The 16,341-nt window shown below is 71.6% G+C and carries 21 protein-coding genes and 1 riboswitch; of the genes, 13 read left to right on the plus strand and 8 right to left on the minus strand.

From position 1 onward, the window contains the following. Positions 1–30 precede the first annotated feature (30 nt). Positions 31–522: a G5 domain-containing protein gene (locus tag Aau02nite_RS19135; RefSeq protein ID WP_212989863.1), complete on the minus strand. Its 492-nt coding sequence runs from the start codon at positions 520–522 to the stop codon at positions 31–33. Positions 523–764: 242 nt separating this feature from the next. Continuing rightward, positions 765–1,919 carry a tRNA dihydrouridine synthase DusB gene (gene dusB / locus Aau02nite_RS19140; protein WP_212989864.1) on the minus strand — a complete coding sequence of 385 codons (1,155 nt, stop codon included), beginning with the start codon at positions 1,917–1,919 and terminating at the stop codon, positions 765–767. A gap of 29 nt (positions 1,920–1,948) precedes the next feature. Between dusB and Aau02nite_RS19145 the strand changes: the two genes are divergently transcribed. Next, positions 1,949–2,296, plus strand: a complete 348-nt coding sequence (locus Aau02nite_RS19145; RefSeq protein WP_246595268.1) for an XdhC family protein — start codon at positions 1,949–1,951, stop codon at positions 2,294–2,296. Here Aau02nite_RS19145 and Aau02nite_RS19150 read toward each other — a convergent pair. After that, positions 2,293–2,997 (minus strand): alpha/beta fold hydrolase, encoded by a 705-nt coding sequence (locus Aau02nite_RS19150; RefSeq protein WP_212989866.1) that lies wholly within the window; start codon positions 2,995–2,997, stop codon positions 2,293–2,295. The two genes, Aau02nite_RS19145 and Aau02nite_RS19150, sit on opposite strands and share 4 nt — an antisense overlap. 61 nt (positions 2,998–3,058) lie before the next feature. Between Aau02nite_RS19150 and Aau02nite_RS19155 the strand changes: the two genes are divergently transcribed. Further along, positions 3,059–3,661, plus strand: coding sequence for a TetR/AcrR family transcriptional regulator (locus tag Aau02nite_RS19155; RefSeq protein WP_212989867.1), 603 nt, complete (start codon positions 3,059–3,061; stop codon positions 3,659–3,661). A 51-nt stretch (positions 3,662–3,712) separates the two neighbouring features. Here Aau02nite_RS19155 and Aau02nite_RS19160 read toward each other — a convergent pair whose 3' ends face one another. Genes Aau02nite_RS19160 through Aau02nite_RS19170 form a run of 3 tightly spaced genes read right to left on the minus strand, consistent with a single transcriptional unit; the run spans position 3,713 to position 6,008 of the window. Then, complete coding sequence (locus Aau02nite_RS19160) at positions 3,713–5,092, minus strand: glycine--tRNA ligase (protein ID WP_212989868.1); 1,380 nt, start codon at positions 5,090–5,092, stop codon at positions 3,713–3,715. Between the two features lie 59 nt (positions 5,093–5,151). Further along, the gene (locus Aau02nite_RS19165; protein ID WP_212989869.1) at positions 5,152–5,649 is read right to left on the minus strand and encodes a hypothetical protein; all 498 of its coding nucleotides are present in this window, start codon (positions 5,647–5,649) and stop codon (positions 5,152–5,154) included. Between the two features lie 17 nt (positions 5,650–5,666). Then, positions 5,667–6,008 (minus strand): antibiotic biosynthesis monooxygenase family protein, encoded by a 342-nt coding sequence (locus tag Aau02nite_RS19170; RefSeq protein ID WP_212989870.1) that lies wholly within the window; start codon positions 6,006–6,008, stop codon positions 5,667–5,669. Positions 6,009–6,043: 35 nt separating this feature from the next. Between Aau02nite_RS19170 and Aau02nite_RS19175 the strand changes: the two genes are divergently transcribed. The 7 genes from Aau02nite_RS19175 to Aau02nite_RS19205 all read left to right on the plus strand — a co-directional run bounded on the left by Aau02nite_RS19175 (position 6,044) and on the right by Aau02nite_RS19205 (position 10,341). Next, complete coding sequence (locus Aau02nite_RS19175) at positions 6,044–6,304, plus strand: DUF6703 family protein (protein ID WP_212989871.1); 261 nt, start codon at positions 6,044–6,046, stop codon at positions 6,302–6,304. Positions 6,305–6,388: 84 nt separating this feature from the next. Beyond that, positions 6,389–7,318, plus strand: coding sequence for a metal ABC transporter substrate-binding protein (locus Aau02nite_RS19180; RefSeq protein WP_212989946.1), 930 nt, complete (start codon positions 6,389–6,391; stop codon positions 7,316–7,318). Next, entirely contained in the window at positions 7,315–8,094 is a 780-nt protein-coding gene (locus Aau02nite_RS19185) for a metal ABC transporter ATP-binding protein (protein WP_212989872.1), read from the plus strand. The genes Aau02nite_RS19180 and Aau02nite_RS19185 overlap by 4 nt, the downstream gene beginning before the upstream one ends. A gap of 2 nt (positions 8,095–8,096) precedes the next feature. After that, positions 8,097–8,987 (plus strand): metal ABC transporter permease, encoded by an 891-nt coding sequence (locus Aau02nite_RS19190; RefSeq protein ID WP_212989873.1) that lies wholly within the window; start codon positions 8,097–8,099, stop codon positions 8,985–8,987. After that, the gene (locus Aau02nite_RS19195) at positions 8,984–9,301 is read left to right on the plus strand and encodes an ArsR/SmtB family transcription factor (RefSeq protein WP_212989874.1); all 318 of its coding nucleotides are present in this window, start codon (positions 8,984–8,986) and stop codon (positions 9,299–9,301) included. The genes Aau02nite_RS19190 and Aau02nite_RS19195 overlap by 4 nt, the downstream gene beginning before the upstream one ends. Beyond that, positions 9,298–9,705 carry a Fur family transcriptional regulator gene (locus Aau02nite_RS19200; protein ID WP_212989875.1) on the plus strand — a complete coding sequence of 136 codons (408 nt, stop codon included), beginning with the start codon at positions 9,298–9,300 and terminating at the stop codon, positions 9,703–9,705. The genes Aau02nite_RS19195 and Aau02nite_RS19200 overlap by 4 nt, the downstream gene beginning before the upstream one ends. A 30-nt stretch (positions 9,706–9,735) precedes the next feature. Next, positions 9,736–10,341, plus strand: coding sequence for a hypothetical protein (locus Aau02nite_RS19205; protein ID WP_246595273.1), 606 nt, complete (start codon positions 9,736–9,738; stop codon positions 10,339–10,341). Here the strand turns inward: Aau02nite_RS19205 and Aau02nite_RS19210 are convergent. Both Aau02nite_RS19210 and Aau02nite_RS19215 read right to left on the minus strand, forming a co-directional pair. Then, on the minus strand, positions 10,319–10,882 hold the full coding sequence (locus tag Aau02nite_RS19210; RefSeq protein ID WP_212989877.1) for a DUF6328 family protein: 564 nt from the start codon (positions 10,880–10,882) through the stop codon (positions 10,319–10,321). The genes Aau02nite_RS19205 and Aau02nite_RS19210 overlap by 23 nt on opposite strands. 47 nt (positions 10,883–10,929) lie before the next feature. Next, on the minus strand, positions 10,930–11,745 hold the full coding sequence (locus Aau02nite_RS19215; protein WP_212989878.1) for an alpha/beta fold hydrolase: 816 nt from the start codon (positions 11,743–11,745) through the stop codon (positions 10,930–10,932). 74 nt (positions 11,746–11,819) lie between these two features. Continuing rightward, positions 11,820–11,924: riboswitch (TPP riboswitch) on the plus strand. A gap of 73 nt (positions 11,925–11,997) precedes the next feature. Between Aau02nite_RS19215 and Aau02nite_RS19220 the strand changes: the two genes are divergently transcribed. The 4 genes from Aau02nite_RS19220 (at position 11,998) to fsxC (ending at position 16,325) form a co-directional block, all read left to right on the plus strand. Beyond that, entirely contained in the window at positions 11,998–12,570 is a 573-nt protein-coding gene (locus Aau02nite_RS19220) for an ECF transporter S component (RefSeq protein ID WP_212989879.1), read from the plus strand. Positions 12,571–12,572: 2 nt separating this feature from the next. After that, complete coding sequence (locus tag Aau02nite_RS19225) at positions 12,573–13,970, plus strand: ABC transporter ATP-binding protein (RefSeq protein WP_212989880.1); 1,398 nt, start codon at positions 12,573–12,575, stop codon at positions 13,968–13,970. After that, complete coding sequence (locus Aau02nite_RS19230) at positions 13,967–14,770, plus strand: energy-coupling factor transporter transmembrane component T family protein (protein ID WP_212989881.1); 804 nt, start codon at positions 13,967–13,969, stop codon at positions 14,768–14,770. The genes Aau02nite_RS19225 and Aau02nite_RS19230 overlap by 4 nt, the downstream gene beginning before the upstream one ends. 409 nt (positions 14,771–15,179) lie before the next feature. Then, positions 15,180–16,325 (plus strand): FxsC protein, encoded by a 1,146-nt coding sequence (gene fsxC / locus Aau02nite_RS19235; RefSeq protein ID WP_212989882.1) that lies wholly within the window; start codon positions 15,180–15,182, stop codon positions 16,323–16,325. Positions 16,326–16,341 lie beyond the last annotated feature (16 nt).

The following is a 16,341-nucleotide window of genomic DNA, read 5'->3' on the forward strand; positions in this document are numbered from 1 at the left end:
CGTCCTCCCCGTTCGTCGTGCCGGGCGCTGTCAGCCGTTGGCGTTGTCATCCGGGCCGGTGTTGGTGCCGATCGCGACGACCTCGGGCACCGGCTCGCGGGTCACCTCGGACTTGAGCAGCTTGCGCTTGGTCTCGCGGCCGTCGACCAGGGTCACCTCGTAGGTCTTGGTCCGTACCCCGTCGATGCCGGCAGTGCGTGGTTCGCGGGCGCCCTTGGGCAGCCAGTTGTCCTTGACCGTCCGCTTCGTGAACTTGATCGGCTCGGTCTCGGTGACCTTGCGCTTCTGCACGCCGGGCGACTTGCCGGCCGCCGGAGCCGGGGCGGGCGCGGAGGTGGCGGCGGCGGCCGGTGCGGAGACGGCCGGCTGCTGGGCCGGGGTGGCCGCCGGCGGCGCCGGGTCGCCGGTGACCGCCAGGACCACGCCGGTCACGCCGGCGACCGCGAGCACGACGGCCGCGGCGACGACGCCGGCCTTCTGCGCGGTGGCCAGCCGGGTCCAGGTCGATGTCGGGTTTTTCACTCGCACAGTCTGGGCGTCCGGTTCCCGCCCCAGATCAGCCATTCGGGCGTTCCCGGTTACCCGCGGGGCCACCGCCCGGCGCGGAGTTCCGGTCATCCGGTGTCCGCAATCGCTGCCAGGCTGCGGTGATGAACCGATCCGGATCCCGCATCGACCACCTCAACCTCGCCGTGCCAGATCTGGCCGCCGTCCTCGACCCGCACGGCATCAACCTGGAGGCCGTCTGCCACCAGGGCTGAGTCTCAGCCGCCGCTGTTCTCCATCTCGGCGCCTTCCGGGACGGTGTCGTCGTCGCGGCTGTCCAGCCAGCCGTACGGCAGCGAGACCTTGCCCGGGGCGTTGATCCGGCCGCGGGGCTGGCCCAGCGACTCCCGGGGGAACGGCTCCTCGTGGTCCAGCCTCGCGAGCAGGTCGTCCAGCTCCGCCAGCGACCTGACCATGGCCAGCGAACGGCGCAGGTCCCCGCCGACCGGGAAGCCCTTCAGGTACCACGCCACGTGCTTGCGGAAGTCCGCGCAGCCGTGCCGCTCGTCCTCCAGGGCCTCGACCAGCAGGTGCGCGTGCCGGGACATGATCGCCGCGACCTCGCCCAGCTTGGGCAGCTCCTGCGACACCTCACCGTTGAACGCGGCCTGCAGGTCCTTGAACAGCCACGGCCGGCCCAGGCAGCCGCGGCCCACGACCACGCCGTCGACGCCGGTCTGCTCGACCATCCGGATCGCGTCCGAGGCCTCCCAGATGTCGCCGTTGCCCAGCACCGGCACGTCCAGCGCCTGCTTGAGGGTGGCGATCGCGTCCCAGTCGGCGGTGCCCGAGTAGCGCTGCTCCGCCGTACGGGCGTGCAGCGCCACCGCCGCCACGCCGGCCTCCTGCGCGATCAGCCCGGCCTCGACGTAGGTCAGGTGGTCCTCGTCGATGCCCTTGCGCATCTTGATCGTGAGCGGGATGCCCGCCGGCGCGGCCGCGTCGACCGCCTGCTTGACCAGGCGGCCGAAGAGCTTGCGCCGCCAGGGCAGGGCGCTGCCGCCGCCGCGGCGGGTGACCTTGGGCACCGGGCAGCCGAAGTTGAGGTCGATGTGGTCGGCCAGGCCCTCCTCGGCGACCATCCGCACGGCCGCGGCGGTCACGTCCGGGTCCACACCGTAGAGCTGCAGGCTGCGGAAATCCTCGTCCGGGCCGAAGGCGATCATCTTCAGCGTCTTGGGGATCCGCTCGACCAGCGCCCGGGTGGTGATCATCTCGCAGACGTAGACACCGCCGCCCTGCTCGCGGCAGAGCTTACGGAACGCGACGTTGGTGATGCCGGCCATCGGGGCGAGCACGACGGGCGGCCACACCTGGTGCTTGCCCAGGGTCAGCGGAGCGGCGGAAAGAGCGAGAGTCACGCCGTCGAGCATGGCACATGAGGATCTGGCAGAGTCAAAACGTGGATGTGGCGCACGGCGACACCTACGTGGCCGACCTGGCCGGGGCCGGCATCGACGAGCACACCGACGTGGTGCTGACCGACCACCACCGGCCGGAGATCGGCGTGGTGCTCAAGGAGGTGCTGGCCGGCGACGCGCGCTGGGTGGGCATCATGGGCAACCCCAAGCACGAGGGGCCGCACATCGCGGCGCTCAGGGAGCTGGGGGTCGGCGACGAGGACATCGCCCGCGTGCACCGGCCGATCGGGCTGAACATCGGCAGCCGTACCCCGGCCGAGATCGCCGTGGCCACCCTGGCCGGCCTGATCGCCGACCGCAACGACCGGCCGGGCGGTTTCGTCTTCTAGATTCCGGTCAGCAGCGCGCGGGCCACCTCGTCGGGGTGGGTCAGCAATGCCTCGTGGGTACCGGGCACCAGGAGCGGCTCGACCCCGGCCCGGGCGGCCAGCTCTTCCCCCGGCGCGGCGAGCGCGAGGTCCTTTTCGGCGAGCACGTAGGTGACGGGCAGGCCGGACGCGCCCACCCCGTCGACGCCCAGGGCGTCGAGCATGTAGCCGCCGGGCTGCGGGGTCAGCTGGTCGTACACGAGCCGTTGCAGCGGCTCCGGCTCGTCCTGCATGAGCATGGCCTGGAACGACGCGAAGTCCACGGCGACGGTGCCGTCCGGCGACTTCTCGATGGTCGCGCGGAGGTAGCCGTTGAGCTCGGGGCCCATCGCGTCGGCCTGGGACTGGCCCCGGAGCGGGACGAAGGCGCTGAAGAACGCGATCGCGGCGAGCCGGCCGGTCAGCCGGGGCACCGCGCCGGTGATCGGGATGCCGGCGAAGCTGTGCCCGACGAGGACCACGTCGCGCAGGTCGCGGCGCTCGACCTCGGCCACGACGTGGTCGACCGCGTCCGCGAGGCGCAGGCCGGTGGGATCGTCGCCCATGGCGAGACCCGGCAGCGTGATCGCGTACGCCCGGTGTCCGGCCGCCCGCACCCGCTGCCCGACCGCGTGCCAGGACCAGGCGCCGTGCCAGGCACCCGGGACGAGAACGACATTCATGGAGTCTCCTCTGTTGATCAGAGTGCACTCTACTGAACGAACGCACGTCTACGATGTCCCGGTGACAACGGGCAGACGGGCGGAGTACGCCCAGGCAACCCAGGACGCGATCCGGGCCGCCGCCCGTGAGCTATTCCTGACGAACGGATATTTCGCCACCCGGGTGGAGGACATCGCCCGGACCGCGCGGGTCGCACCGGCGACGGTCTACGCGGTCGGCGGCGGCAAGAACGGGTTGCTCCGCGACCTGATCGAGACGACCACCCAGTCCCCGGCCAACACGGACCTCCTGGCGCATCTCAAGGCGATCGACGACCCCCGGGCCCTCATCGAGGCCATCGTGGACGTCTCCGCCGGCAAGTTCGCCGACTGGTCACCCCTGCTGCGCCAGGTGTACGCGGTGGCCCCGCAGGAACCGACCGTCCGGGAAAGCCTCGACCTGGCCCACGCGAGCCTGCGCAACGGCCTCGCCGTGACGGCCCGCCGGCTCGCCGCCCTGGGCGCCCTGCGGCCCGGAGTGAACGTCACCGGGGCCACCGACATCCTGTGGTTCCACCTCAGCAACGCGGCCTACTTCTCCCTGACCGACGACCTCTCCTGGCCGCTCCCCCGGGCCAGGCAGTGGCTCACCGAGCGGCTGACCTCGGCCCTGCTGTCCCCATGACGCAAGCGGCCCCGCCCCGACGTGCGGGAGCGGGGCCGGAACGTGCCTCCGTCAACAGCCGGGGAGGCGCTCGATCAGGTAACGCTCGATCTGGTCCAGCGCGACGCGTTCCTGCTTCATCGTGTCGCGGTCGCGGACCGTCACCGCGTCGTCGGTGAGGGTGTCGAAGTCGACCGTGACGCAGAACGGCGTACCGATCTCGTCCTGGCGGCGGTAGCGACGGCCGATCGCCTGGGAGTCGTCGAACTCGACCATCCAGCGCTTGCGCAGCAGGTCGGCCAGGCCGCGGGCCTTGGGCGACAGCTCCGGGTTGCGCGACAGCGGCAGCACGGCGACCTTGATCGGCGCGAGCCGCGGGTCGAAACGCATGACCGTGCGTTTGTCGACGCCGCCCTTGGTGTTCGGCGCCTCGTCCTCGTCGTACGCCTCGAGCAGGAAGGCCAGCACCGCGCGGGTCAGGCCGGCCGCGGGCTCGATGACGTACGGCACCCAGCGCTCCTGCTTCTCCTGGTCGAAGAAGCTCAGGTCCACCCCGGAGTGCTTGGAGTGGGTGGTCAGGTCGAAGTCCGTACGGTTGGCGATGCCCTCGAGCTCGGCGAAGTCGGTGCCGCCGAACTGGAAGCGGTACTCGATGTCGACCGTGCGCTTGGAGTAGTGCGAGAGCTTCTCCTTCGGGTGCTCGAAGAAGCGCAGATTGCTCTCGGACAGGCCGAGGTCGCGGTACCAGTTCCAGCGCTGCTGCAGCCAGTACTCGTGCCATTCCTCGTCGGAGCCCGGCGGGACGAAGAACTCCATCTCCATCTGCTCGAACTCGCGGGTCCGGAAGATGAAGTTGCCCGGGGTGATCTCGTTGCGGAACGACTTACCGACCTGCGCGATGCCGAACGGTGGCTTCTTGCGGGCGGCGGTCGCCACGTTGTTGTAGTTGACGAAGATGCCCTGGGCGGTCTCCGGGCGCAGGTAGTGCAGGCCCTCGGCGCTCTCGGTCGGGCCCAGGTACGTCTTCATCAGCCCGTTGAACATCTTCGGCTCGGTGAAGGTGCCCTTGTTGCCGCAGTTGGGGCAGTTCAGCTCGGCCAGCGACCCGGGCGGCGTGCCGTGCTTGTGCTCGTACGCCTCCTCGAGGTGGTCGGCGCGGAACCGCTTGTGGCACGACTGGCACTCGGTCAGCGGGTCGACGAACGCTTCCAGGTGGCCGGAGGCGGCCCACACGTCGCGGGCGAGGATGACGGCGGAGTCCAGGCCGACGATGTCGTCCCGCTGCTGGACCATCGTCTTCCACCACTGCTGGCGGACGTTGTCCTTCAGCGCGACACCGAGCGGACCGTAGTCCCACGCCGAGCGGGTGCCTCCGTAGATCTCGCTGGAGGGGAAGACGAATCCCCGGCGCTTGGCCAGGCTGACGACGGCGTCGCTACGATCGGCGGGCATGTTCCTCCTACGCCGGCTGGTTGTCGGCGGGGACGTCGGGATCGGACAAAATGAGGAGATTACTCCTCGACGCGGCACACCTCGAAGCCGCCCGTCTGGCGGTTCTGCCCGAGGTAGGCGCGCAGGTCGGCGCGATCGCCGTCGGCGTAGGTGACGGTGACCGGCGCGGACAGCTGGACCAGTTCGACGGTGCCGACGTCCCAGGAGGTGATCGCCTCCTCGGTGGAGACCCGGCTGGTGAACTGCGCCTCGGTCTCCTGCTGCTTGGCCTGCGGGCAGAGCTGGTCGTAGGCCTGCGACCATTCGCGGTCGCGCAGGGCTTCCAGGTAGTCGCCCACGACCACCTCGGCCTGCTCGTTGAGGGCACTGCTCATCACCCGGGTCAGCCCGGCGGCGGCGGCCACCCCGGCGCCGCAGACGAGCACGAGCACGCCCGCGCCCAGGCCGAGCCCGAGCCCGAGGCGCCGGCCCCGGCCCTCGACGGGCGGGGCGGGGAAGGGCGGGAAGACACCCGGGCCCTGCGGCGGCGGTGGTGGCTGCTGCCCGAGAAGGGTCATGGGATCCAGCGTACGGCTCAGCGCCAGGGCTCGGTGGCCCGGTCGCTGGCCACGACCACGACCGCGGCACCGGGCTCGGCCGCGGCGAGGGTCTCGAAGGCGGACGGCTCGTCCAGCGACTCGGACAGCAGCGGGGTGGCGTGCACCTTCACGTCGAAGCCGCCGAGGGCACGCCGGTAGGCTCCCACGGACTCCCATTCGGTGACCAGGGTCCAGTAGGCGGGGTCGTCCAGTGCGCGGGTGAGCCGGCCGGAGAGATAACCGGGCCGTTCCGCGAGGGCGGCGAGGGCGGCGTGCGCCCGTTCGGTGAACGAGTCCTGCGTGTCGCCCGGGACGATGAAGCGGTTGAGCACCAGCATGGGCTGAGCCTACGCACCGAAGGAGTACGGCCGACGTGACACCACCTCCGTCCGACAACCTGCTGCGCCGGCTGGCCAAGGTCAACCCGACGACGGCCTTCCTGGTGGCCCTCGCGGTGCTGCTGGCCGGCCTGTTCCTGCCCGGGATCATCGGTGCCGCGCTGCTGTTCCTGCTGGGCGCGGCCCTGGTGGCGCTGACCTTCACGACCTGGCCGGTGCAGTCGCCGGCGGTCCGGGCGGTCCGGGTGACCATGCTGGCGCTGCTGTTCGCCGTCGTGGTGGCGAAAGTGATCTGACCCTGTGCCTTCGGTGATGTAAATCAAAAAGATCATATGCGCTTTTGACAATCATTACCAATACAGCGCACAGTAGATGGCATGATGCGCCGCCGCCTGCTCGCCCCCACCGTCGCCGCTCTGCTGGTGGCCACCGGCGCGGGCTGCGCCGACCAGGCGAGCGGCTTCGGCTCCGACGGGCGCCTGGACGTGGTGACCGCCTTCTACCCGCTGCAGTTCCTCAGTGAACGGGTCGGCGCGGACGCGGTCGCCGTCACCCAGCTGACCAAACCGGGCGCCGAGCCGCACGACGTCGAGCTCAACACCCGCCAGGTCGCCGAGATCAGCGAGGCCGGGCTCGTCGTCTACCTCAAGGGCTTCCAGCCGGCCGTCGACGAGGCCGTCGCCCAGGAGGCCAAGGACAAGTCCCTCGACGTGAGCACCGCGGTGCAGCTGCTGCCGGCCGAGGAGCACGAGGAAGAGCACGCGGCCGGTGAGCCCGAGCACACCGAGGGCGCGACGGACCCGCACGTCTGGCTGGACCCGGTGCGGTTCGCCGCGATCGCCGGCAAGCTCGCGGAGCGCCTGGGCCAGGCCGACCCGCCCCGGGCCGCGGGCTACACCGAGCGGGCCGCCACGCTGCAGCGCGAGCTGACCGCGCTGGACGCGGAATACACGAAGACGCTCAAGAGCTGTGCCCGGCGTGAGGTCGTCACCAGCCACACCGCGTTCCACTATCTCGCCGACCGCTACGGCCTCACCGAGGTGGGCATCACCGGCATCTCGCCCGAGTCCGAGCCGTCACCGCAGCGCCTGGCCGAGGTGGCCGAGCTGGCGAAGTCCACCGGCACCACCACGATCTTCTTCGAGACCCTGGTGAGCCCGAAGGTCGCCGAGACTCTCGCCCGGGAGGTCGGCGCGCGGACCGCCGTCCTCGATCCCCTCGAAGGGCTCACCGAGCCGGATACGGACTACTTCTCCGTCATGCGCAGCAACCTGACCGCCCTGACCACCGCTCTGGGATGCACGTCATGAGCGTCGTCACCGTCTCGCACGCCGCCGTCTCCTACGCCGGCCGGGCCGTGCTGCAGGACATCGACCTGGACGTGCAGCCCGGCCAGGTCGTCGCGATCCTGGGCGCCAACGGCTCGGGCAAGTCCACCCTGATCCGCAGCGTCCTCGGCCTGGTGCCGCTGGAGGCCGGAACGGTCACCCTGTTCGGCACCCCGCAGCGCCGGTTCCGGCAGTGGGCCCGGATCGGCTACGTCCCGCAGCGGATGGGCGCCGGCAGCGGCGTGCCCGCGACCGTCGGCGAGGTCGTCGCGTCGGGACGGCTGGCCCGCCGGGGCATCTTCCGCCCGTCCGGGGCCGCCGACCGCGAGGCCGTACGCACGGCGCTGACCGACGTCGGCCTGCTGGACCGGATCGCCGACCCGGTCAGCACCCTGTCCGGCGGCCAGCAGCAGCGCACCCTGATCGCGCGCGCCCTGGCCGGACGGCCGGATCTGCTGATCCTCGACGAACCCACGGCCGGCGTCGACGCGGCCAGCCAGGACGCCTTCGCCGAGGCGCTGCGCCGCTTCGCCCAGGCCGGCGGGACCATCATGCTGGTCGCCCACGAGCTCGGGCCGATCGAGCCGCTCATCGACAAGGCCGTGGTGGTGCACCACGGCCGGATCGCGTACGAGGGTGCGGTGCCCGAGCCCGCCGGCCACCACGCCGAGCCCGGCCACGACCACGTCCACCCGCACGCCGAGGCCGAACGGGCCCGGATCTGCGTGGCCCCGACCGACCGGATGCCGGCGAACTGACAATGGATCTCTTCGCGTACGACTTCATGGTGCGGGCCCTGCTCGGCGCGCTGATCATCGGCCTGATCGCCCCCGCGCTCGGTATCTACCTGGTGCAGCGGCGGCTGTCGCTCATCGGTGACGGCATCGGGCACGTCGCGCTCACCGGCGTCGGCGTCGGCCTGCTGCTGAACCAGTCCCCCGTGCTGACCGCGGTGGTGGTCTCGATCATCGGGGCGATCGGGGTGGAGCTGGTACGCGAGCGTGGCCGTACCTCCGGTGACCTGGCCCTGGCCCTGCTCTTCTACGGCGGCATCGCGGGCGGGGTGGTGCTGGTCGGGCTCTCCGACGACAGCAGCAACGCCAACCTCATGCAGTTCCTCTTCGGCTCGCTGACCACCACGTCGCAGCAGGACCTGATCGTCATCGCGGTGCTGGGCGTCGCGGTGCTGGCCGCGATGCTGGGGCTGCGGCAGGCGCTGTTCGCTGTCTGCAACGACGAGGAGTACGCCCGGGTGTCCGGGCTGCCCGTGCGTACCCTCAATCTGCTGATGGCCGTGACCACCGCGGTGACCGTCACGATCGCCATGCGCACCGTCGGCCTGCTGCTGGTCAGCGCGCTGATGGTGGTGCCGGTCGCGGCGGCCCAGCAGGTCACGCGCGGCTTCCGCAGCACCATGGCGGCGGCCATGGTGATCGGCGTCGGCTCGGCCGCCGCCGGGGTCTGGCTGGCCGGCGAGATCGACACCGCGCCGGGCGCCACCATCGTCATCCTGGCCATCGCCGCCTTCGTCGCCGTCACCGTCGGCGCGGGGACCTGGCGGGTGCTGCGCCGCCGGTCGGCGCCCAGCCGGCAGCATCCCGCGGCCCAGCTGGAACCACCCGAGGTCGTGCTGCGAGCAGGTGCCCGATGAGCAGTAACGTGACACCCGTGCCGACGAGCGGCTACGAGGCGTACGAGGCGGCCGGCGAGCTGCTGCGGGCGCTCTCCGCGCCGATCCGGGTGGCCATCGTGGCCGAGCTCGGCGCCGGCGAGCGCTGCGTGCACGAACTGGTGGAGAAGCTGGGCGCACCGCAACCGCTGGTGTCGCAGCACCTGCGGGTGTTGCGCGGCGCCGGCGTGGTGCGAGGTGCACGGCGGGGCCGCGAGATCGCATACTCACTCGTGGACGAACACGTCGCCCACATCGTGGCCGACGCCGTCAGCCACGCGAGGGAGGTCTCATGAGCGAGGACAGCACTGTTGTCCGGAACACGAAGCAGCGCAGTGCGGTCAGCGCCGTTCTCGCGGACGCCGAGGGCTTCAACAGCGCCCAGGAGCTGCACGCCATCCTGCGCGAGCGGGGTGAGCGGGTCGGCCTGACCACGGTCTACCGCACACTGCAGGGTCTCGCCGACGCCGGTGAGATCGACGTGATGCGCCCGCCCGGCGGCGAGCACCTCTACCGCCGGTGCAGCCAGGGCCACCACCACCATCTGGTCTGCCGGTCCTGCGGACGGGCCGTCGAGGTGGAGGGCCCGGCGGTGGAGACGTGGGCGGACAAGGTCGCCGGCCGGCACGGCTTCGTCGATGTCTCGCACACCATGGAGATCTTCGGCACCTGCCCGGAGTGCGCGGCGAAGCGTTCCTAGCCCGCGCGTGGGACGCTGTCGCGCGTGAAGATGTACGCCGACCGGCTGCCCACCGCCGTCCGCCAGCTGCTGACCGATCTCCTGGTCGTGATCTGGGTCTACGCCTGGATCCGGGCCGGCCTCTGGATCAACGACATGGTCGAGAAACTCGGCGTGCCCGGCCAGAAGCTGCAGGAGGCGGGCACCGGGATCGCCGGCAACCTCGGCGACATCGGCGGCAAGGTGGGCCGGGTGCCGCTGGTCGGCGACGACCTCACCGCGCCGTTCAACAGCGCCGCCGACGCCGCGAACTCCATCGCCGAGGCCGGCCGCGAGCAGCAGGAGATCGTCGACAACCTGGCGCTGACCATGGCCCTGCTGATCATCGCCGTCCCGCTGGCGCTGGTGCTCTTCCTGTGGCTGCCCAAGCGGCTGCGCTGGATGCGCCGCGCCGCGGTGGCCGCCCAGGTGCGCAACGAGCCGGCCGGCCAGGACCTGCTCGCATTGCGCGCCCTGGCCGGCCGGCCGCTCAACGAGCTGGCCAAGCTGGGCCCGGACATCGCCCAGTCGTGGCGCAACGGCGACGCCGAAGCGGTGCGGGCCCTGGCCGCGCTCGAGCTCAAGGACCTGGGGCTCAGGGCCGCGAAGTCCCGCTAGGCTCGGCGGCCTCCTCGTTCTTCTCGTTCTCGTCCTCGTCCTCGTCCTCGTCCTCGTCATCGTCATCGTCGGCCCAGTTGCGGCGCGCCCACGGGACGGCCGCCCAGAAGGTCAGGAAGAACAACGCGGCGATGCCGGTCAGCACCAGCGAGATCCAGGTGTCGGTCAGGTAATCGGTGATCAGCAGCACGCTGCTGACCATCGCAATCAGCATGAAGGCCAGGCCGCCGGTGGCCATCTTGTGCGCCCAGCGGACCAGCTCCGGCTTGCGGCCCTGGCGGAACAACGCCCGGTGGAACGCCACCGGAGAAATGATCATCGCGGTGGCCGCCGCGGCGGCCAGCAGGGCGACGATGTAGGTGTCCTTCTGGAAGTTCGTCGTGTTCGGGAAGCCGCTGCTGAACGGCAGAGTCAGCAGGAACGCGAAGAGGATCTGCACGCCCGTCTGAGCTACGCGCAACTCCTGCAGCAGATCGGCGAAGTTTCGGTCCCACCGCTGCTTCTCGGTTTCGTGCTTGCTCCGTCGCTGTTCGGCGGCCATCGAACCTCCTTCTCGGTGGACGGAGGGTTGCCCGGACGTGAACGGCGTCAAACTCCGATGCGGGCCAGCGCCACGTCGGCCAGGGCCCGCGGAGCCTCCTCCGGGACCCAGTGACCGATCCCCCGCAGGGTCACCATCCGGTAGTCGGCCTCGACCCAGGTGGCGGTGGCCAGGGCCGCCGGCTTACCGACCACCGGATCACCGTCGCTCCACACGTACGTGGTCGGCACGGTGATCTTGCCGACCTTCGCGAGCTGTCCGGGGGACAGTGCGCGGTACCAGTTCAGGGCCCCGGTGAGGCGGCCCGGCTCGCGCATGGCCGTGGCGTAGAGACCGGCCCGCACGCCGATCGGGCGCATCATCTGACGCAGCGCCGTACCGCCGGCCCCGAGCAGCAGCCGCTCCGCCATCCGCGACCGGAACACCCCCATGTAGGCGAAGCGCAGCTTCTGCGACGGCTGATTGTGCAGGGCTATCCCGAGCCCACGCGGGTGCGGCACCGACACGGCGGTCAGGGTGCTGACCCGGTCCGGGTGCCGGTCGGCGAGCAGCCAGCCCACCTGCGCACCCCAGTCGTGGCCGATGACGTGCGCCCGGCCGACGCCGAGCTCGTCCAGCACCGCGACCGCGTCGGCGGTGGGCTGGTCGAGCCGGTAGTCGGCGACCGCGGAAGGGCGCGCGCCGGGCGAGTAGCCGCGCTGGTCGAGGCCGTACGTGCGCAGGCCGGCCGCGTGCAGCCGGGGCAGGATCAGGTCGAACTCGCGATGGTCCTGCGGAAATCCGTGCAGCAGGAGCACCGGCGCACCGTCGGCCGGGCCGCCCTCGTACACGTCGAAGGTGAGACCTCTGGCCTTGATCTGCATGTGACGCCTCCTACGCTGTCCCGTACGGCCGTACGGTGTTAGCGTCATCGAAACACATGCAGTCCGACACACATGCAATCCGACAGGGGAGCGCACAGCGCTGAGAGTGCGGGTGACACCGCAGACCCTCGAACCTGATCTGGGTAATGCCAGCGCAGGGAGCTCGGTCTTTCTCCAGCCGCGCCGTGTCCGGGAGACGTCCCCGGCCCCGGCGTCGCGTCTCCTCCCGGTACGAGCTGGGAGGCACATCACATGAAACACCGTTGGCGCACCATCGACATCGTCATCGCCTCGATCATCGCGGTCGCGTTCGGGGTCATCTTCTGGGCCTGGGGCCTGCTCTGGAACGGCCCGGCGGACGCCATCCCGCTGCCCGGCCGGGCCATCCTGTACGGCGTCTGGCTGGTGCCGGCCGTCCTGGGCGCCCTGGTCATCCGCAAGCCGGGCGCCGCCTTCTACACGCTGACCCTGGCCGCCCTGGTGTCCGTCGCGCTCGGCACCAGCTGGGGCTGGACGCTGGTGCTGCAGGGACCGATCGAGGCGGCCGCGGCCGAGCTGGTCTTCGCCGCGTTCGCGTACCGGGTGTGGAACCTGCCGGTCGCCGCGCTGGCGGCGGCCGCGGCCGGGATCGCCGCGGCGGTCTACGACGCTTTCGTCTGGTACGGCGGGACGTCGTGGGCGACGCTGCGGCTGCCGTACATCGCGATCACCGCGATCAGCGCCGTCCTGGTGGCCGGCCTGGGCAGCATCCTGCTGGTCCGGGCCCTGGCCCAGACGGGCGTGCTGGACCGGTTCGCCTCGGGTCGCGAACGCGCCGCCGTTTAACCATGGGCGACGTCGTCCTGCGGGGGTTCGGGTGGCGGCACGCCGGGCGCAAGGCGTGGGCGGTGCGCGGGGTCGACCTGCGCATCGTGCACGGCGAGCGGGTGCTGCTGCTCGGGCCGTCCGGGGCCGGCAAGTCCACCCTGCTGGCGGCGCTCGCCGGGCTGCTGCCCGAGGACTCCGGCGAGTCCGAGGGCACGGTCGAGATCGACGGTCTCGACCCGCGCAAGGCCCGCGAGCGCGTCGGCATCGTCTTCCAGGATCCGCAAACCCAGCTGGTCATGTCGCGCAGCGGCGACGACGTGGCGTTCGGGCTGGAGAACCGCGGCGTACCGGCCGGTGAGATCTGGCCGCGCGTCGACGAGGCGCTGCACCGGGTCGGCTTCGGCTACGGCCGGGACCGGCCGACCGGGGCGTTGTCCGGCGGCGAGCAGCAGCGCCTGGCGCTGGCCGGCACCCTCGCGCTGCGCCCCGGCCTGTTGCTGCTGGACGAGCCGACCGCGAACCTCGACCCGGCCGGGGCGGCGCTGATCCGCGCCGCGGTCACCCGGGCGCTGGACGACGACACCACGCTGATCATCGTCGAGCACCGGGTCGCCGACGCGCTCACCCTCGTCGACCGGGTCGTCGTGCTGGAGCCGGGCGGCGGGGTCCGCGCCGACGGCCCGCCGGGCGCGGTCTTCGCCGCGCACGGCGACCGCCTCGCCGATGAAGGGGTGTGGGTGCCCGGTCACCCGGTCGCCCCGCGCAAGGCCGTCACCGGTCCGGGCTCCCCTCTGGTACGCGCCACAGCCGTCACCCTGCACGACCGCCTCGCGCCCACCACGCTGGCCGCCCACCAGAGCGAGGTGCTGGCGGTGACCGGTCCCAACGGGTCGGGCAAGTCCACGCTGGCGTTACTGCTCGGCGGGCTGTTGAAGCCCACGTCCGGCACGATCGACGCCGGGCCGGGCGGGGCGCCGCACCGGTGGCGGGCCGCCGAGCTGACCACCCGGATCGGCTCGGTGTTCCAGGATCCGGAGCACCAGTTCGTCACCCACCGCGTGGCCGACGAGCTGGCGCTGGGCCCGCGCCGGATCGGCCGCCCGGAGGCCGAGGTGCGCCGGGTCGTCGACGACCTGCTGCAGCGGCTGCGGCTGGAGAAGCTGGCCGGCGCGAACCCCTACACGCTCTCCGGCGGGGAGGCCCGGCGGCTCAGCGTCGCGACCGCCCTGGCCACCGCGCCCCGGCTGCTGGTGCTGGACGAACCCACCTTCGGTCAGGACCGGCGCACCTGGATCGAGCTGGCCGACCTGCTGGCCGGGCTGCGCGACGACGGCCACGGCATCGTCGCGGTCACCCACGACGACGATTTCGTGGCCGCGCTGGCCGACTCCGTGCACCACCTGGAACGGACCGCATGACGCTCACCCTGCCGACGTTCGAGGCGAGCACCGCGCCCCTCGCCCGGCGCAACCCGGTCGCCAAGCTCGCCGCCGCCCTGCTGTTCAGCGGTCCGCTGATCGCCACCCTGGACCCGCTGACCCCGACCATCGCCCTGGCCGTCGAGCTGGCGGTGCTGCCGCTGTTCGGGATGCGCTACGGCACCCTGTTCCGCCGGGCCTGGCCGCTGGTGCTCGCGGCCGGCGGCATCGTGATCACCCTGGTGATGTTCGCGGCCGAACGCACCGGCGCGACGGTGGCGACGCTGGGCCCGTTCGAGGTGACCACCGGCGTGCTGGTCACCGCGCTGGGCATGGTGCTGCGGGTCTTCGCGATCGCGCTGCCGGGCATCATCGTGTTCGCCACCACCGACCCCACCGACCTCGCCGACGCCCTGGTGCAGAACGTACGGGCGCCGGCCCGGTTCGCGATCGGCGCGCTGGCCGCGTTCCGGCTGGTGCCGCTGCTCGGCGAGGAGTGGCAGATGCTGAGCCTGGCCCGCCGGGCCCGCGGCGTCGACGCCGGGCGCAACCCGCTGGCCAAGCTACGGCTGTTCGTCTCGACGGCCTTCGCCCTGCTGGTGGGAGCCCTGCGGCGCGGCGGCCGGCTGGCGGTGGCGATGGACGCGCGCGGCTTCGACGCGGGCACGCCACGCACGTACGCCCGCCGCCAGACCTTCGGCCGCGCCGACGCCGCCCTCATGATCGGTGCGACGCTGGTCTCCGCCGCCGCCCTGACCACCACGGTCCTGCTCGGACTGTTCCGGCCGATCGTCGGCTGAGCCGCTCAGCCGGAACAGCGTTACCCCGTGCGTGTGACCGCCCGCCGGCCCTTCAGCGGGATTCCCGCTGTCCGCTCGACAGCCGACGCGCCGAGCGGAGCAGCCGCGACAGGCGCGCAGAAGGCCCGTCCACCCCGAAGAGACATCGAAGTCTGTCCCTACTCGTGATTGTCGCCGCTTGACGCTGCCCCTACCCTGAGCGAGCCGGTCGGTCATCACTCGTCCGCCGGCGGGCCGGGTCGCACGCTCGGCAGGATGCGCCGGCTTACCCGCACGCGCGCTTGTCGACCTGGTGACCGGCGAAAGAGGCTCCGATGTCAACACCCAGAGTCAGTGCCGCATTGGCACTCCGTGTTGTCGTCGCTAGACTGGGTCGGTCCGGACGTCGTCACAGGGCCGGGGGTCTGTAGTGCCGAATTTCTTTCTGAGTTCGGCAGCCGGCGACGACGACTCGTACGTCCGGCAGTTCTTCGACGATCTCCGCAGCCGGGTGGCGGCGATGAGTGCCGACCACAGTGCCGAGCTCTCCTTTCTGGGCACGATCGGTAGCCGAGACGCCGCCGTGCCGCCCGACATGCTGCTGCGTCTCGCCTCCTGCGATGTCTTCGTGGCACTGACCTCGCCTCGGTACTTCCGCAATGCCGCATGCGGCCGGCAATGGCGGATCTTCTCCGACCGGTTCCGGCCCGACGGAGACCGGTCGGCGATGCTGCCGGTGGCCTGGGCCGTCGACGCGGCGACGCCCGACTTCGTGGGCACGCCACTGACGGCGGCGCAGGACCCACCCCGCGGCCTACGACAGCTGATCCGCTTACGCGACCTGAGATCGACGTACGAGTCCTTCGTCGACGAGCTGGCCCGGCGGATCGTCACCGTGGGCGAGACCGCACCGGCGCCGGCCGCGGAGCCGGTCGGGGACTTTTCCGCGGTGCCCGATCCCTTCGCGGCGTCCTCATCGGACCCGCGCGTGCACTTCATCGTCGCGGCCGCCCCCCGGCAGGAGATGGACCGGGTCCGCAAGGAGCTCGTGTACTACGGCAGCGAGGCGCGCGACTGGGCACCGTACCTGCCGGACACCCCGGGTTCGCTCGCCGGCCGGGCCCGGCAGCTGGCCGCGGACCAGTCGTTGCGGGCCGAGGTGACGGCCCTGGAGGATGTCATCGACCACATCGCCCGCGCCCGCGCCGCGCACGAGATCGTGGTCATCCTGTGCGACTGGTGGATCACCCAGCTCGAGGACTACCAGCGTCTGCTGGCCGAGATCGATCGGCGTGGCCTCGGGGACACCGCCGTGCTGGTGCCGGCGAGCCGCACCGACCGCGAGACCATGGAGCACCTCCCCGAGCTCCGCTTCGGACTGCGCACCACGTTCCGGCAGAGCACCCGCCTGCTCCAGGTTCCGTTGCACAGCGACATCGGCACCGCGGACGCCTTCGACGCCGACCTCGCCGAGGTTCTGGCGGAGGCACGCAACCGGATGTTCCGGGTCGGCGGCCCGGCCCGGTCCGATGCGGACGAGCCGATCGTCGATCGCCCGATGCTCCATGGCCCCTGAATGGCGCGGAGAAAGT

Source organism: Actinoplanes auranticolor (assembly GCF_018332655.1).
Taxonomy (GTDB): domain Bacteria; phylum Actinomycetota; class Actinomycetes; order Mycobacteriales; family Micromonosporaceae; genus Actinoplanes; species Actinoplanes auranticolor.